This is a genomic window from Sphingomonas sp. Leaf357 (assembly GCF_001423845.1).
Lineage (GTDB): Bacteria > Pseudomonadota > Alphaproteobacteria > Sphingomonadales > Sphingomonadaceae > Sphingomonas.
The window spans coordinates 149,397-163,727 of the sequence record NZ_LMPM01000003.1 but is presented as its reverse complement, the minus strand read 5'-3'; the positions used below and the strand labels follow the sequence as shown (position 1 = coordinate 163,727).

Sequence of the window (14,331 nt, the reverse complement as noted above, 5' to 3'; positions counted from 1 at the left end):
ATGCGTCGGCGTTACACCATGAACGCCAGCATCCCCGTCAGCGCCGTCACCGTTTCCTCTGGATCGCGCACCTTGATCGTGTCGATGCCGGCCGCGCGCACCGGATCGTCATTGCCGCCGGGATAGATCGCGTCGCCCAGGAAGATCATGTCGGCGGTCGCGATGCCGGAATGGTCGGCCAGCTTGGCCATCGCGGTCGCCTTGTCGGTGCCTTCGCGAGTGATGTCGATCGAGGTCGAACCGCCGACGTTGATCGCGAAACCTTTCAACTCGCCCTGCAGGATGCTCTGCAATTTTCTGCGCTTGGCGAAGTCGGGATCCCATGCCTTCTTGGCGTCGATCGGCGCATCCTGGCCGAGGCCGGAGAATGTGATCTGGCTGCCGCGGTCCTCGATCTTCTCGCCCCAGGTCTGCTGATCGGCGAAACCCGCCGTTTCCATCGCATCGTCCAGCGCCTTCAGGATATGGTCGTGCTCTTCCTTAGAAAACACATCGGCATAGATCGCGCGCCATTCGCCGTCATAGCGATACAGTTTCGTGCCGGTGGTCGGCATGATGTAGAGGTTTTTGAGCTTGGCGTCGGCGGGCAGGCGGGCGACGATCTGCTTCTCGAATTGCGGCCAGTCTCCGCCCGAGATCACCGCGAGGGGGATGTGCGCGGTGATCTTCGCCAGCAACGCGGCCATGTCGGCCCCGATCGCCTGCTTGCTCTCGGCGAGCGTTCCGTCGAGATCGAAGGCGACGAGTTTCTTCATGGGAGCAGACCTTTGCGTGGGAGTGTGTGGTGGCATTCTGGGGGCACAACCGACGAGCGGCGATATGGTCGCACGCCGCACACCGTCTGGTCGGTTGAGTAGCACGCCAACTCGCTCTAGACGCGGGATCATAGTGCCCAGCCTTCCCATCCCCCGCTTTCACGCGTTAGCCAACCCCGCTCGTTTCCTGAAGATCGCGCGGCCGCTGACGCCCGCTCTGTTCTGGGCCGGCGTGGTGCTGATCGCGTTCGGCGCGTGGGCGGGGCTGACGCAGACGCCGCCGGACTTCCTGCAGCGCGATTCGGTGCGGATCATGTACATCCATGTGCCGACCGCGTGGCTCGGCATGGGCGGCTGGACCGGCATCGCGGTGTCGAGCCTCGTGTTCTTGGTCTGGCGCCACCCGCTGGCCGGGATCGCGGCGCGAGCGATCGCCTTGCCGGGCGCGGTGTTCGCGGCGTTGTGCCTGGTCACCGGATCGATCTGGGGCCGACCGACCTGGGGCACGTGGTGGCAATGGGACGGGCGGCTGACCTCGATGCTGCTGCTGTTCTTCGTTTATCTCGGCTATATGGCGCTGGCTCGCGCCGATGCCGATCGCGGCGGCGACGGTCGGATTCCGGCGCTCTACGGCGTGGCGGGATCGGTGCTGCTGCCGATCATCCGCTATTCCGTGGTGTGGTGGAACAGCCTGCATCAGGGGCCGAGCATCGGGTTGACCGGTTCGACGATCGACCCGTCGATCCTGTGGCCGTTATGGTTCACGCTGGCCGGGTTCAGCCTGTTCTTCAGTGGCGTGGTGCTGATGCGGATGCGCGCGATACTCGCTGTCGCCAAAGCCGAAGCGCGGATGCGGCGGATGGCGGCAAAGGATTGGGTGGGGGCATGAACCACTGGCCGTTCATCATCGCCGCTTACGGCGTGACGCTCGCCGGTGGCGGTGCGCTCGCACTCGTCAGCTATCTGGCGATGCGCCGGGCGGAGCGGAAGTGAAGGCCAAGCATCAGCGATTGACGCTCGCCTTGCTCGCCGTCGCGGCGGTGATCGGGGCCGGGCTGCTCGCGCTCTCCGCGCTCAAGGATCAGGCGGCGTTCTTCTATGCGCCGGGCGATGTCGCCAAGGCCGGGCCGCCGGTCGGCCGTGCGGTGCGGCTGGGCGGGATGGTCGAGAACGGATCGATCAGGCGCCAGCCGGACGGCGTGTCGATCGCGTTCGTCGTGACCGATGGCGTGGCGACCGTGCCGGTCCGCTTTCGCGGCGTGACGCCGGACCTGTTTCGCGAGGGATCGGGCGTGGTGGCGGAGGGTCAGTTCAACGCCGACCGCAGCTTCATCGCGACCAACCTGCTCGCCAAGCATGACGAACGCTATATGCCGCCACAGGCGGCCAAGACGGCGCAAGGCGACATGCACGAGACGAAGACGCTGGAGCCATGATCGCCGAGGCTGGCCTTGCCGCTTTGTGGTTCGCGGCCGCGCTGGCGGCGTTGCAATTGGTGCTGGCGATTGTGGGTATTAGGCTCAACTCCCGCGCCGTCGGTCCTGAGCTTGTCGAAGGACTGCCTTTTTCCTCGGCGGCGGAAAAACAGGACAATGCTTCGACAGGCTCTGCACAGACGGGTTTGAGGAGCGGGGGGGGGAGTCAAGCAGGCGTAAGTGCGCACGAGATCATGGCCGCGGTCCGCCCGGTCGCCTTCGTGCAGGGCCTGCTCGCTCTGCTGGCGATGGGGCTGCTAATCGCCGTATTCATGCGATCGGACATGTCGGTCCTGCTCGTCGCGCAGAACAGCCATTCGGACAAACCCCTGCTCTACAAGTTCGCCGGGGCGTGGGGGAATCACGAAGGCTCGATGCTGCTGTGGGTCACGATCCTCGGCCTGGCGGGGGCGGCGGTGGCCATGCTGGAACACAATCTGCCCAAGCCGACGCTGATCGCGACGCTCGGCGCGCAGGCGGCGATTGCGCTGGGTTTCTATGCCTTTCTGCTTTTCTCCTCCAACCCGTTCGCAAGGTTGGACCCAGTGCCGGCGGATGGGGCCGGGCTCAATCCCTTGTTGCAGGACCCGGGCTTGGCGTTCCATCCGCCGACGCTCTACATCGGTTATGTCGGCATCTCGGTCGCCTTTTCCTTCGCGGTCGGCGCACTGGTGACGCGCGACGTCGGCCCGGCGTTCGCGCGGGCGATGCGCCCCTGGGCGCTGGGCGCGTGGATATTCCTGACCTTGGGCATCACCGCCGGAAGCTATTGGGCCTATTACGAACTCGGCTGGGGCGGCTGGTGGTTCTGGGATCCGGTCGAGAACGCCTCGCTGATGCCGTGGCTGGCGGCGACGGCGTTGCTGCATTCGGTCAGCGTGCTGGCGACGCGCGACGGTCTGCGCGCATGGACGGTGATGCTGGCGGTGGTCGCCTTCTCGATGTCGATGGTCGGCACGTTCCTCGTCCGCTCGGGCATTCTCACCAGCGTGCATGCGTTCGCGGTGGACCCGAAGCGCGGCAGCTTCATCCTCGCGCTGCTGGCGATCTATATCGGCGGTGCGCTGGTGCTGTTCGCGCTCAGGATCGGCACCGTGCGGCAGGGGCGGACGTTCGATCTGGTCAGCCGCGAGGGCGCGCTGGTCGCGAACAATCTGTTGCTGTCGGTGATCCTGGGAATCGTGCTGATCGGCACGCTGTACCCGATCGTCGCGGCGTCGTTCGGCGTACAATTGTCGGTCGGGCCGCCCTTCTTCAACAAGGCGGCGGGGCCGGTGGCGCTGGCGCTGGTCGCGATCATGGGCGCGGGTCCGCTGCTGCGCTGGCGGCGCGATGACGGCAACGAACTGGTCGAGCGCATGATGCTGCCGATCGCGGCGGCTGCTTTGGCCGGGGCGGGGGTGTTCATCGCGACCGGCGGGATCGCGATCCTGCCGTTCCTCGGCATCGCGCTGGCCGCCGGACTGGCCGCGGCGAGCGTGGCACCATTGTGGAAGCGAAACCTGCGCCGCACGCCCCTGTTCACCTGGGGCATGGTGATCGCGCATCTCGGCATCGCGGTCAGCCTGGCCGGCATGGCGTCGGAAAGTGCGTTCACCAAGGAGACCTTGGTCGCGGCGCGCGTGGGCGAGCCGCATCGGGTCGGACCGTATATCGTCCGGCTGGACGGCATCTCGCCGGTGATCGGCGCGAACTGGTCGGCCCTGCAGGCGCGCCTGAGCGTCCGGCGTGGCGAGGATGGCGACTGGTTCGTGCTGCGCCCGCAATCGCGCTTCTTCGCCTCGCCGCCCACCGTGACGAGCGAATCCGCGATCGCGACGGTGTTGGATGGGCAACTCTACACCGTCCTCGGCGCTCCCGACGAACAGGGCCGCTGGCAGCTGCGCTTGTGGTGGAAGCCGTTCGTGACGTTCATCTGGCTCGGCGGCGCGCTGATCGCACTGGGCGGCGCGCTGTCGCTGATCGGGCGCGTGCGGCGCGAGCGCAAGGCGTCGTACCGGGAGGCGTACGTATGAAGCGCGGGCTGATCTGGCTGCCGCTCGGCATGTTCGCCCTGATCTTCGCCGTCGTGGCGATCGGCCTGACGCGGCCGGCCGAGCGGACGGTGCGATCGGCGATGGTCGGCAAGACGCTGCCGGCGTTCACGGTCGGCGCGATCGTGCCGGGCAAGCCGGGCCTGTCCAATACGATGTTCGCCGATGGGAAGCCGCGGCTGCTCAACGTGTTCGCCAGCTGGTGCATCCCGTGCATCGCCGAGGCACCGATGCTGCTGCGGCTGAAAAAGATGGGCGTCGCGGTGGATGGACTGGCGATCCGCGATACTTCGATCGCGATCCGAGCGTTTCTCGCGCGCAATGGCGACCCCTATGAGCGGATCGGTGACGACAGGCAGAGCGCGGTGCAGCTTGCGCTCGGGTCTTCCGGCGTGCCCGAGACGTTCGTGATCGACGGCAAGGGCCGGATCGTGCTGCAGCATGTCGGCGATATCCGGGCTGACGACATTCCGGAAATCCTTGCGGCGCTGGAGAAGGCGAAGTGAGCGACACTCACATCCGTCATCCTGGGCTTGTTCCGGAGTCCACCGTGCCAAAAACCTCTCGGCCGCTGCGTTTGCGCGCCGGTGGACCACGAAACACGTCCGGGGTGACGGCTTGGGTTTTCGCTTTGGCTCTTCTCACGGCCACGCCGGCGCTCGCCGACAGCACTCTGCCGCCGGCGGATTTTGCCAACACGCAGCTCCGCGATCCGGCCAAGGAGGCACGGGCCCGCGACCTGATGGGCACGATCCGCTGCCTGGTCTGCCAGGGCCAGTCGATCGCCGACAGCGATGCCGAAATGGCTGGCGACATGCGCTCGCTCGTGCGCCAGCGCATACTCGCCGGGGAGAGCCCGACGGACATCCGCGATAAACTGATCGCCAGCTATGGCGACTATGTCACCTACGATCCCCCGTTCAACTGGCTGACCGCGCCACTCTGGCTGATGCCGCTGATCCTGATCGGGATCGGTGCGTGGCTGGCACGCGGGTCGTTCAAACGGCGGCGCGGCTGATGGGCTGGGCGATGCTGGCGGTGATCGGCGCGTGCATCTTCGCCTTGCTGTGGCGGATCGGACTGCCGCGCGGGCTTTGGGCGTTCGTCGGATCGGCATTGATGCTCGGTGCGGCCGGTTATGCCTTGCAGGGCGAGCCGATGTTGCCGGGCCATCCGGTCAAGGCGGCGGCCGACCCGATCGTTGTCGATCCCGATCTGATCGCGCTGCGCGATGCGATGGTGGGCCGGTTCACCGGGGATGGCGCCTATCTCGTCGCCTCGGACGGCATGACGCGCGCCGGGGATACCGGCGCAGCGGTGTGGATGGTGTTGGCGGGGATCAACAAATATCCGCAGAGCTACGCGCTGTGGACTGGCCTCGGCAGCGCCCTTGCCGCGCACGACGGCGGGCAGGTTTCCCCGAGCGCGCTGTTCGCGTTCCAGCAGGCGGCGCGCCTGGCACCCAGGCAGCCCGCGCCGCCATTCTTTGCCGGGCTGGCATATGTGCGGGCCGGGGAGTTCGCCAAGGCGCGGGATTATTGGGCGCGGGCGGTAGCGCTGACGCCAAAGACCCTGTCCTATTATCCGGAACTGGCCGCGCGACTGGCGCTGTTGGATCGCTTTCTGGCGGCGACGGAGCGACAGCGCGCCGGGGTGCGATAGTCCCAAAGTCGTCACCCCAGCGTAGGCTGGGGTCTCGTTGAGGCGAGCGTCGCGCCCACCCCACAGAGATCCCAGCCTGCGCCGGGATGACGATTTGGGCGGGGCCCTAGTCGGACCCGCGCCCGGTTTTCGACTGCAGCGCGTCGATCCGCTTCGATGCATCCGCCTTGGTCAGCGTGTCGTTGAATTCCTCGTGCGCTTCTTCGCTGAGCGTCTTGAGATAGCTGGCCTGGGCACCGGTCATCGGCTCGTCGCCGGTGGTCCAGTCGTCCGGGTCCTTCTCGGCGTTGCCGGTAGGGTGGTCTTTCGGGTTCTGGTCGGTCATCGGAGTGTTCCTTTCGAAACACTCCAACGGCCATGTTCCTTATCCGTTCCACGCCTCGTACGGCAGATCGAGATCGTCCGCGACGGCCTTGAACGCGATCTTGCCCTTGTAGACGTTGAGGCCGTTGGCGAGATGCGGATCCGCCTTCATCGCGCCCTCCGCGCCGAGATTGGCGAGCTTCAGCACGAACGGCAGCGTCGCGTTGTTGAGCGCGAAGGTGCTGGTGCGGGCGACCGCGCCGGGCATGTTGGCGACGCAATAATGGATCACGCCGTCGACTTCGAACACCGGATTGTCGTGCGTCGTCGCATGGCTGGTCTCGAAGCAGCCGCCCTGATCGATCGCGATATCGACCAGCACCGACCCACGCTTCATCGTCTTGAGCATCTCGCGCGTGACGAGCTTGGGAGCGGCCGCGCCGGGCACGAGCACAGCGCCGATGACGAGATGCGCGTTCTTCACCGCCGCCGCGATCGCCGCCTTGCTGGCATAGGCGGTCTTGATCTGGCTGGAGAAGAACATGTCGAGTTCGGCGAGGCGCGCGTTCGAGATGTCGTAGATCGTCACGTCGGCGCGCATGCCGACCGCCATCTGCGCCGCGTTGACGCCCGAGACGCCGCCGCCGAGGATCGCGACCCGCGCCGGGGCCACGCCGGGTACGCCGCCGAGCAGCACGCCGCGCCCGCCTTGCTCCTTCTCGAGATAATGTGCGCCGACCTGGATCGACATGCGGCCGGCAACTTCCGACATCGGCTTGAGCAGCGGCAGCGAGCGATCGTTCGCGGTCACCGTCTCATAGGCGATGCAGGTCGCGCCGGACTTCATCAACCCCTCGGCCTGCGGCTTGTCCGCGGCGAGATGGAGATAGGTGAACAGTAGGTGGCGAGGTTCCAGCAACGCGATCTCGCTCGGCTGCGGCTCCTTGACCTTCACGATCATGTCGCTGGCGGCGAAGACGCTCGCGGCGTCGGGCAGGATCGTCGCGCCGGCGTCGATATAATCCTGATCCTCGAAATCGATGCCCAGGCCCGCGCCGGTCTGCACCGCGACCGTGTGACCCTGCGCGATCAGCTCGACTACCGAAGGCGGCGTCAACCCGACGCGATATTCGTGGTTCTTGATTTCCTTGGGGACACCGACGCGCATCACGAAAACTCCGGACAGAGATGAGATGACGATACAGTATCGCAATTCCGATCTGGAATCTCTGCAAAGACCTATGGCGCGGACGGTGCCGCTTGCATAATATTTCTGCAATCCCATTTCTCGGAGTGGAAATGATGCAGATAGATCGAATCGATTCGGGGATTCTCCAGCAATTGGCGGCAGATGCGCGCGCATCGGTGAGCAATATTGCCGCGCGGGTCGGGCTGTCGCAATCCGCTTGCACACGCCGGATCCAGGCGTTGGAGGCGTCGGGCCATATTCTGGGATACGGAGCGCATCTCGGACATCGTCGACTCGGGTTTCGGGTTACTGCGTTGGTCGACATCACGCTCGGCACGCAGGTCGATGAGGACCTGGCGCAGTTTGAGCGGGCGGTGGCGCAGATCGACGGGGTGGTCGAATGTGCCCTGGTATCCGGCGCGCAGGATTACCGGCTGAAGATCGTCTGTCGTGATCTCGACGATTACGAGCGGCTGCACCGCGAACATCTCGGCCGTTTGCCCGGCGTCAACACGATCAGCAGCAGTTTCGTACTGCGCGCCGTGCCGACGCGCGGCGAGGCCGACGCGCTGTTTGGTGGCGCGTCATGACCGGCCATGGCGGAGAACGTTTGCGGGGGACCTCGCGCGGGTGTAAGTCGCCGATCTTCGGGCCAAGGGGGCGCGTCGGCGAACTTCCAATGATGTATGATGTTGTAATGCGGATACGAATGGTCCGTCCGTGACCACCGATATCCCGACCGAAGATCGCGACGGCAGCGACCCGCACCTGACCGGAGGCCATCATAAGGATGGTCTGCCCAAACTCGCGCTCGGCGCGATCGGCGTGGTGTTCGGCGATATCGGCACCAGCCCGCTCTACGCGTTTCGCGAGACGTTCCACGGCCATCATCCGCTCGCGCTGGACCCGGTGCACATCATGGGGGTCGTCAGCCTGATGTTCTGGTCGATGATGATCGTCGTTTCGCTGAAATACGTCTCGATCATCATGCGCGCGGACAATAAGGGCGAGGGTGGCAGCCTGGCCTTGCTCGCGCTGATCTCCGGCCGCACGCAGATGAAGCGCTGGTCGCGCGGCATCATCTTGCTGGGCGTGTTCGCGACGGCCCTTTTCTATGGCGACAGCATGATCACGCCGGCGGTCTCGGTACTGTCGGCGGTCGAAGGGCTTGCGGTCGCCGCGCCGGCGTTCGGTGGACTCGTGCTGCCGATCGCGGTGGTGATCATCATCGGCCTGTTCTCGATCCAGCGTAGCGGCACGTCGAAGGTTGGGCTGTTCTTCGGACCGATCATGCTGACCTATTTCGCGGTGATCGCGACCTTGGGCGTGATCAGCGTGTGGCAGACGCCGGAGATCCTTTGGGCATTCTCGCCGCATTACGCGCTGGAATTCTTCTATCTCGATCCTCTGCGCGCGTTCCTGGCCCTCGGGTCGGTGGTGCTGGCGGTGACGGGAGCGGAGGCGCTGTACGCCGATATGGGGCATTTCGGGCGCAATCCGATCCGCGTGTCGTGGCTGTTCTTCGTGCTGCCGGCCCTGATGGCGAATTACATGGGGCAGGGCGCGTTGCTCTCACGGGAGGGCGCGGCGGCACTGGTCAGCCCGTTCTACAATCTGGCGCCGACCGGTCTGCAACTGCCTCTGGTCATCCTGGCGACCTGCGCGGCGGTGATCGCGTCTCAGGCGGTGATCTCGGGCGCATTCTCGGTAACGCAACAGGCGATCCAGTTGGGCTTCATGCCGCGCCTGCGCATTGAGCATACCAGTGCGGCCACGGCGGGGCAGATCTACATCCCGCTGGTCAACTGGATGCTGCTGACAATGGTGTTGTTGCTGGTGATGTTTTTCCGCACCTCGTCCAATCTCACCTCGGCTTATGGCATCGCGGTGACGGGGGCGATGCTGATCGATACCTGCCTGCTTGCGGTCGTCCTGTTCAAGCTGTGGGGTTGGAAACGGCGCTATGCCATTCCGTTGCTGGGGCTTTTCTTCGTCGTGGATGGCGCGTATTTCGCAGCGAACCTGACGAAGGTGCCGGCTGGTGGCTGGTTTCCGCTGCTCGCGGGGCTGATCATCTTCACCTTCCTGACGACGTGGTCGAAGGGGCGGCAGTTGATGATCGAGCGGATGCGCGAGGCGGCGATGCCGATCAAGGTGTTCATCCAGTCCGCCGCGACCTCCGCCACGCGCGTGCCCGGTACGGCGGTGTTCATGACCTCTTCGCCCGCCGGTGTGCCGCATGCGCTGCTCCACAACCTCAAGCATAACAAGGTGCTGCACGAGCGCATCATTCTGCTTACCGTCAAGGTGATGGACGTGCCGTATTATCCCGATGACGGGCGCTGCCACCTTGAGGATCTCGATCAGGGCTTCCACCGCATGGTCCTGAAATACGGCTTCATGCAGGAGCCGGACGTGCCGGCGGCGCTGGCGCGGATCACGCAATGCGGTGCGGATTTCCGTATGATGGACACCAGCTTCTTCCTCTCGCGCCAGACCTTGCTGGCGTCCGAGCGGCCTGGGATGATGATCTGGCGCGAAAAGCTGTTCGCCTGGATGCTGCGCAATGCAGAAAGCGCGATGGAGTTCTTCCGCCTGCCGACCAACCGCGTGGTCGAACTGGGCAGCCAGGTCGAGATTTGACCCAGGATCCACCGGCTGCCGCGCCGATCATCGTGACGGCGTTGTTCGGCAAGGGCGACGCGACGTATTTCGATGGCTTGCGGCGTGCGCATTTTCCACCCGAACGCAACCAGTTGGCGGCGCATCTGACGATGTTCCATCACCTGCCGCCATCGCTGGAGGTGGAACTGAAGCAGCGGCTGGCGGGGGAAACGCGCGGCGTGCCTGCCCCGGCCGCACGGGTGGCGGGGCTGATGTCGCTGGGGCGCGGGGTGGCATTCCGCATCGAATCGCTCGAACTCGAGGATATCCGCGATCGGTTGCGCGATGCCTTCGCGTCGATGCTGACGCCGCAGGATTCGGCCGGTTGGCGTCCGCACGTCACGGTCCAGAACAAGGTCGAACCCTATCAGGCCAAGGCGTTGCAGGCCGCGCTGGAGGTGGAATTCCACCCCCGACCGGTCGCGATCGCGGGGCTGGCGAGCTGGTGGTATCGTGGCGGGCCATGGGAGCCGCTGTCGCGTCATATGTTCGCTTGACCGCTTCGGGCGCGGTTCCTATAGCCCGCGCCTCGCGAGTGGAAACGCGTTCCCGCACACCGGGTACGGCGAAGTAGCTCAGTTGGTTAGAGCACGGGAATCATAATCCTGGGGTCGGGGGTTCAAGTCCCTCCTTCGCTACCACTCGCGATTATTCTCATGTCGCCGCGACGCGCCGCGCCGTCTTGATCAGGATCGGCGGTACGATCATCTGGCCCCTCATTACGCCCTCTCCGGCGGTGGGCGAGGTGGGCGAGTCGAAGATCTTCTGGATCACGTCCATCCCCTCCACGACATGGCCGAACGCGGCATAGCCCTGATTGTCGCCCGGTGCGGACGGGTCGGCGTCCAGACTGGGCTGATCGCCGACCATGATCGTGAAATCGCCGTTCGCGGTGCCGGGCGCATAGCGTGCGATCGAGATCGTGCCGTCGAGATGCTTGAGGCCGGTCAGCGTGGTGGGTTCGTGCTTGATCGGCGGAAGCACGCGCTTGGGGGCGTTCTGCACCCCGAACTGGACGAAGCCGAAATGCGGGCCAGCCTTGGCGGTACGGTAGAAACCGATGCCGTCGAGCCGCTTCTGATCGACATATTTCAGGAAGTTGGCGGTGGTGATCGGCGCGCGGCCCTTTTCCAGTTCGATCACGATGCGGCCCTCGGTCGTGTCGAGCGCGACGCGGACGGTGGCGGGGGGTGGTGGCGAAACCGGGACGGGCGCCGGTGTGGCCTGTGCCGCCAGCGTCATGGCGAAGATCAGTCTAAGCACGCTTCATCTCCCAAAATTCGTCGTCACGGGTTCCGGGGGCCACCGGACAGCACGATCGTCAGCGGCGAATTTGCGGCACAGTGGACCCCGGAACAAGCCCGGGGTGACGGATTGGGCAATTGGCGCTTCCCCATCCACAAGTTTCCCTGTCCTTTTCCTCGCTGCCACTCCCTCCCATGTTGCATCCTGACGCAAGCGCCCCCTAGAAGCGCCGAAACCCAGTACGGACAAAATCCATGACCACGCACACGACGAAGATGCTCATCCTCGGCTCCGGCCCGGCCGGCCTGTCCGCCGCGATCTATGGCGCACGGGCCGGGATGGCGCCGATCGTCGTGCAGGGCATCCAGCCTGGCGGGCAGCTCACCACCACGACGGACGTCGAGAATTATCCCGGCTTCAAGGACGTGATCCAGGGACCGTGGCTGATGGAGCAGATGCAGGCGCAGGCCGAGCATGTCGGTACGCGGCTGATGTGGGACACGATCGTCGAGGTCGATCTCACCCGGCGTCCGTTCCGCCTGATCGGCGATGGCGGCGATGTGTACGAGGGCGACGTGCTTGTTATCGCAACCGGCGCGCAGGCCAAGTGGCTTGGCCTCGACAGCGAGGAGGTGTTGAAGGGCAAGGGCGTTAGCGCCTGCGCGACCTGCGACGGTTTCTTCTATCGCGGCAAGAAGGTGGCGGTGATCGGCGGCGGCAACACGGCGGTCGAAGAGGCGCTGTACCTGACAAATCATTCGCCCGACGTGACGTTGATTCACCGCCGCGACAGCTTCCGTGCGGAGAAAATCCTGCAGGAACGGCTGTTTGCGCACAAGAGCGTCAACGTGTTGTGGAACAAGGAGGTCGCGCAGTTCGTCGATGGCGGCGGTGCCAGTGGCCTTGTCGCGCTAGAGTTGCGCGATACTGTGACCGGAGAGATGTCGCGTCTGGATGTGGAAGGCGGGTTCGTCGCGATCGGGCATCACCCGGCGACCGAACTGTTCCGCGGCCATCTCGATCTCGATTCGGACGGGTACATCGCGGTGCAGACCGGCAGCACGAAGACCAGCGTCCCCGGCGTGTTCGCGTGCGGCGACGTGATGGACAAGATCTATCGCCAGGCCGTGACCGCGGCGGGCACCGGTTGCATGGCCGCATTGGATGCCGAACGTTTTCTGGCGGAGGCGGAGTTCGAACTCGCCGAGGCGGCGGAATAGGCTTCAGGCGAGCGCTGCGCGCAGAATGGCTTCCAGTGCCGCCTTGTCACCCGCGTGGGCAAAGCTGTGTGAGGCGGTGTCTAAAGCGTCAGTTTGAGCGGTAAGGCTCGCGGCCGCGCCCGATGCGGCAAAGGCGATAGCGGTCGCGTCGCCTTTGGCCAGGACAATGCGGACTGGTTTATCCGCTGTTTCCATTGCCGCCTTCAGTCTAACGGCGAGGCTGCCTGCGTCTTGCGGCTGGCTGGCCGATAGCTTGGACAAGCCCTTGATCAGCTTGCGAAAATCGATACCACCACGCACCAGCCTGAGGTACGTGCCGGGATTTTTCAGCCGATCCACGTAGCGCGCGCGGATCGCTGCGGTCGGGGGGAGGTCGTCGGGCTGGTCGATCGTCCAGGGATTGGCAAGGACCAGCGCGTCGATACCGGCTTTGCGATGGAACAATGCAAGCGCGGTGGCCGCATCACAATTTCCAAATCCAACGATGCGTGTGACTTGGGGTGCCTCTTTGCGGAAGGTGGCCAGTGCTGCGGCCATGTCGTCGGCGGAATGTTCGAAGCCGGTATTTTCGCCGGTCGAGTCCCCGATCCCGCGGCGGTCGTAGCGAAACACCGGAATGCCCGCAGCGGCCAACCGTGCCGCGAGCAGGGCCATGCCGCGATGCGCGCCGACGCGGACTTCATTGCCGCCCGAGACGATCAGCAGGCCGCTCGTGTGGCCGCCCTCGTCCAGCGTACCAACCAGCATTTCGCCGGCGCACGGAAACGCGATCAGCTTTCGCATGTTGCGATCCAGTCGGCGATGTCGTTGGCAAGACACTCTGCCAGCGCAATATCGTTGTCCGGCTCGCTGCGTCTCCAAAGCGGTGCCGCATCGACCCTAACGTCGGCGGGCTTCGGATCGCTCATCAGTCGCACGGTCCGACGGGAGGTGCCGGGCGCGACGACGTATGCCTCTACTGCAAGTGTGCTCAGCAGGTCGGCGGAGATCGAATTGCCCGCGATCTCGGCCGAAGTGCGAGAGCCGTCCAGAAACCACATTTCGCGCAATGGCTTGGCGATGCCGAGTTCGGCCTGCTTGACGCGAGTAAGTTCGCGCAGAAGGTCTTCGCCACTTTGGGGCGCGAAGTGCCAGCGGCCGGACAACGGGCCAAGCGTGTCCAGCAATGCGCCGCTGCGGATTCCGATACCATAAGCGCGGCGGCCTTCACGGTCGGTCGCGGAAACGAGATCCTCATAGGCGCCCTGCATGCGCTGGATCGTCATGCTTTCGAGCGGGGTGAGGCTTTCCCCGGTTCCCGGCAGATCGGGCAGGATCGAGCCGATTTCGCGCTGCGCCAGCGCGCGCAGAATCGAGACCATGAACGCCCGTGTTCGATTGGCTTCCTCGAACAGCGGCAGCGCGGCGATCACGACCGGGCCGGTATCGGGCCCGAAGCGTAGCATCGCCTCGGTCCCGCCGGACCAGTCGTAATGCCCGATCCTCATCCAGTGACCTTGGCGGTGGCGAAGCGGACGAGGGCGCCGAAGGTTTCCAGCATCTCCCCGTCGACCTCGTCATCCTCGATCAGGATGCCGAGCCGTTCCTCCAGTTCGGTGAGCAGTCCGGCGACGGCCATCGAATCGAGTTCGGGCAGCGCGCCGAACAACGGCGTCTCGCTGCGGAACGTGTCGACGCGCTCCTGGCTCACGCCCAGGATGTCGCGCAAGGTTGCGCGTACGGTCATGTCGATCTGGTCGCTATCGTCTGGCAAGCCTAAGTGCCCCCGTTTGGCCCGGTTTTTCC

General features: G+C 65.1%; 17 protein-coding genes and 1 tRNA gene. 11 read left to right on the top strand and 7 right to left on the bottom strand.

Translation table 11 applies throughout. The features are described from left to right. Nucleotides 1-11 precede the first annotated feature (11 nt). Nucleotides 12-755, bottom strand: coding sequence for an HAD-IIB family hydrolase (locus tag ASG11_RS17405; protein WP_055783279.1), 744 nt, complete (start codon nucleotides 753-755; stop codon nucleotides 12-14). Between the two features lie 148 nt (nucleotides 756-903). Between ASG11_RS17405 and ccmC the strand changes: the two genes are divergently transcribed. From ccmC to ASG11_RS17375, 6 genes are all read left to right on the top strand, one after another. Further along, the gene (gene ccmC, locus ASG11_RS17400; RefSeq protein ID WP_055783622.1) at nucleotides 904-1,644 is read left to right on the top strand and encodes a heme ABC transporter permease CcmC; all 741 of its coding nucleotides are present in this window, start codon (nucleotides 904-906) and stop codon (nucleotides 1,642-1,644) included. Between the two features lie 100 nt (nucleotides 1,645-1,744). Then, nucleotides 1,745-2,191 (top strand): cytochrome c maturation protein CcmE, encoded by a 447-nt coding sequence (ccmE, locus tag ASG11_RS17395; protein WP_055783276.1) that lies wholly within the window; start codon nucleotides 1,745-1,747, stop codon nucleotides 2,189-2,191. A 233-nt stretch (nucleotides 2,192-2,424) separates the two neighbouring features. Further along, nucleotides 2,425-4,245, top strand: coding sequence for a heme lyase CcmF/NrfE family subunit (locus ASG11_RS17390; RefSeq protein WP_082472946.1), 1,821 nt, complete (start codon nucleotides 2,425-2,427; stop codon nucleotides 4,243-4,245). Continuing rightward, complete coding sequence (locus tag ASG11_RS17385) at nucleotides 4,242-4,769, top strand: redoxin family protein (RefSeq protein WP_055783271.1); 528 nt, start codon at nucleotides 4,242-4,244, stop codon at nucleotides 4,767-4,769. Before ASG11_RS17390 ends, ASG11_RS17385 begins: the two co-directional genes overlap by 4 nt. A 125-nt stretch (nucleotides 4,770-4,894) precedes the next feature. Further along, a complete protein-coding gene (locus tag ASG11_RS17380; protein ID WP_082472945.1) occupies nucleotides 4,895-5,281 on the top strand; it encodes a cytochrome c-type biogenesis protein in 387 nt (128 codons plus the stop codon). Next, the gene (locus ASG11_RS17375; RefSeq protein WP_236697580.1) at nucleotides 5,242-5,925 is read left to right on the top strand and encodes a tetratricopeptide repeat protein; all 684 of its coding nucleotides are present in this window, start codon (nucleotides 5,242-5,244) and stop codon (nucleotides 5,923-5,925) included. Before ASG11_RS17380 ends, ASG11_RS17375 begins: the two co-directional genes overlap by 40 nt. Nucleotides 5,926-6,031: 106 nt before the next feature. Here the strand turns inward: ASG11_RS17375 and ASG11_RS17370 are convergent, their stop codons facing one another. Beyond that, the gene (locus ASG11_RS17370; RefSeq protein ID WP_055783262.1) at nucleotides 6,032-6,250 is read right to left on the bottom strand and encodes a DUF3072 domain-containing protein; all 219 of its coding nucleotides are present in this window, start codon (nucleotides 6,248-6,250) and stop codon (nucleotides 6,032-6,034) included. A 39-nt stretch (nucleotides 6,251-6,289) separates the two neighbouring features. Continuing rightward, nucleotides 6,290-7,396, bottom strand: a complete 1,107-nt coding sequence (gene ald, locus ASG11_RS17365; protein WP_055783259.1) for an alanine dehydrogenase — start codon at nucleotides 7,394-7,396, stop codon at nucleotides 6,290-6,292. A gap of 134 nt (nucleotides 7,397-7,530) precedes the next feature. Here ald and ASG11_RS17360 point away from each other — a divergent pair, with 134 nt between their 5' ends. The 4 genes from ASG11_RS17360 to ASG11_RS17345 all read left to right on the top strand — a co-directional run bounded on the left by ASG11_RS17360 (nucleotide 7,531) and on the right by ASG11_RS17345 (nucleotide 10,722). Then, nucleotides 7,531-8,007: an Lrp/AsnC family transcriptional regulator gene (locus tag ASG11_RS17360; RefSeq protein ID WP_236697579.1), complete on the top strand. Its 477-nt coding sequence runs from the start codon at nucleotides 7,531-7,533 to the stop codon at nucleotides 8,005-8,007. A gap of 178 nt (nucleotides 8,008-8,185) precedes the next feature. Beyond that, nucleotides 8,186-10,060 (top strand): potassium transporter Kup, encoded by a 1,875-nt coding sequence (locus ASG11_RS17355; protein ID WP_055783618.1) that lies wholly within the window; start codon nucleotides 8,186-8,188, stop codon nucleotides 10,058-10,060. Next, nucleotides 10,057-10,578, top strand: coding sequence for a 2'-5' RNA ligase family protein (locus ASG11_RS17350; RefSeq protein WP_055783254.1), 522 nt, complete (start codon nucleotides 10,057-10,059; stop codon nucleotides 10,576-10,578). Before ASG11_RS17355 ends, ASG11_RS17350 begins: the two co-directional genes overlap by 4 nt. A gap of 67 nt (nucleotides 10,579-10,645) precedes the next feature. Further along, nucleotides 10,646-10,722 (top strand) — tRNA-Met (locus tag ASG11_RS17345). Between the two features lie 13 nt (nucleotides 10,723-10,735). Here ASG11_RS17345 and ASG11_RS17340 read toward each other — a convergent pair. Then, nucleotides 10,736-11,323 carry a peptidylprolyl isomerase gene (locus ASG11_RS17340; RefSeq protein WP_082472943.1) on the bottom strand — a complete coding sequence of 196 codons (588 nt, stop codon included), beginning with the start codon at nucleotides 11,321-11,323 and terminating at the stop codon, nucleotides 10,736-10,738. Nucleotides 11,324-11,580: 257 nt separating this feature from the next. Between ASG11_RS17340 and trxB the strand changes: the two genes are divergently transcribed. After that, complete coding sequence (trxB, locus tag ASG11_RS17335) at nucleotides 11,581-12,546, top strand: thioredoxin-disulfide reductase (RefSeq protein WP_055783249.1); 966 nt, start codon at nucleotides 11,581-11,583, stop codon at nucleotides 12,544-12,546. A 3-nt stretch (nucleotides 12,547-12,549) separates the two neighbouring features. On the opposite strand, the gene ASG11_RS17330 is transcribed toward trxB, so the two are convergent. From ASG11_RS17330 to ASG11_RS17320, 3 genes are all read right to left on the bottom strand, one after another. Next, nucleotides 12,550-13,329: a hydrolase 1, exosortase A system-associated gene (locus ASG11_RS17330; protein ID WP_055783246.1), complete on the bottom strand. Its 780-nt coding sequence runs from the start codon at nucleotides 13,327-13,329 to the stop codon at nucleotides 12,550-12,552. Continuing rightward, nucleotides 13,317-13,958 (bottom strand): hypothetical protein, encoded by a 642-nt coding sequence (locus ASG11_RS17325; RefSeq protein WP_236697578.1) that lies wholly within the window; start codon nucleotides 13,956-13,958, stop codon nucleotides 13,317-13,319. The genes ASG11_RS17330 and ASG11_RS17325 overlap by 13 nt, the downstream gene beginning before the upstream one ends. A 71-nt stretch (nucleotides 13,959-14,029) precedes the next feature. After that, nucleotides 14,030-14,272: an acyl carrier protein gene (locus ASG11_RS17320; RefSeq protein ID WP_055783239.1), complete on the bottom strand. Its 243-nt coding sequence runs from the start codon at nucleotides 14,270-14,272 to the stop codon at nucleotides 14,030-14,032. Nucleotides 14,273-14,331: the final 59 nt, after the last annotated feature.

Excerpts from the sequence above, each read along its gene's own strand:
- ASG11_RS17405 (WP_055783279.1), bottom strand. The coding sequence starts at position 755 with ATGAAGAAACTCGTCGCCTTCGATCTCGACGGAACGCTCGCCGAGAGC.
- ASG11_RS17390 (WP_082472946.1), top strand. The coding sequence starts at position 2,425 with ATGGCCGCGGTCCGCCCGGTCGCCTTCGTGCAGGGCCTGCTCGCTCTG.
- ASG11_RS17385 (WP_055783271.1), top strand. The coding sequence starts at position 4,242 with ATGAAGCGCGGGCTGATCTGGCTGCCGCTCGGCATGTTCGCCCTGATC.
- ASG11_RS17370 (WP_055783262.1), bottom strand. The coding sequence starts at position 6,250 with ATGACCGACCAGAACCCGAAAGACCACCCTACCGGCAACGCCGAGAAG.
- ald (WP_055783259.1), bottom strand. The coding sequence starts at position 7,396 with ATGCGCGTCGGTGTCCCCAAGGAAATCAAGAACCACGAATATCGCGTC.
- ASG11_RS17360 (WP_236697579.1), top strand. The coding sequence starts at position 7,531 with ATGCAGATAGATCGAATCGATTCGGGGATTCTCCAGCAATTGGCGGCA.
- ASG11_RS17340 (WP_082472943.1), bottom strand. The coding sequence starts at position 11,323 with ATGACGCTGGCGGCACAGGCCACACCGGCGCCCGTCCCGGTTTCGCCA.
- trxB (WP_055783249.1), top strand. The coding sequence starts at position 11,581 with ATGACCACGCACACGACGAAGATGCTCATCCTCGGCTCCGGCCCGGCC.
- ASG11_RS17330 (WP_055783246.1), bottom strand. The coding sequence starts at position 13,329 with ATGCGAAAGCTGATCGCGTTTCCGTGCGCCGGCGAAATGCTGGTTGGT.
- ASG11_RS17320 (WP_055783239.1), bottom strand. The coding sequence starts at position 14,272 with ATGACCGTACGCGCAACCTTGCGCGACATCCTGGGCGTGAGCCAGGAG.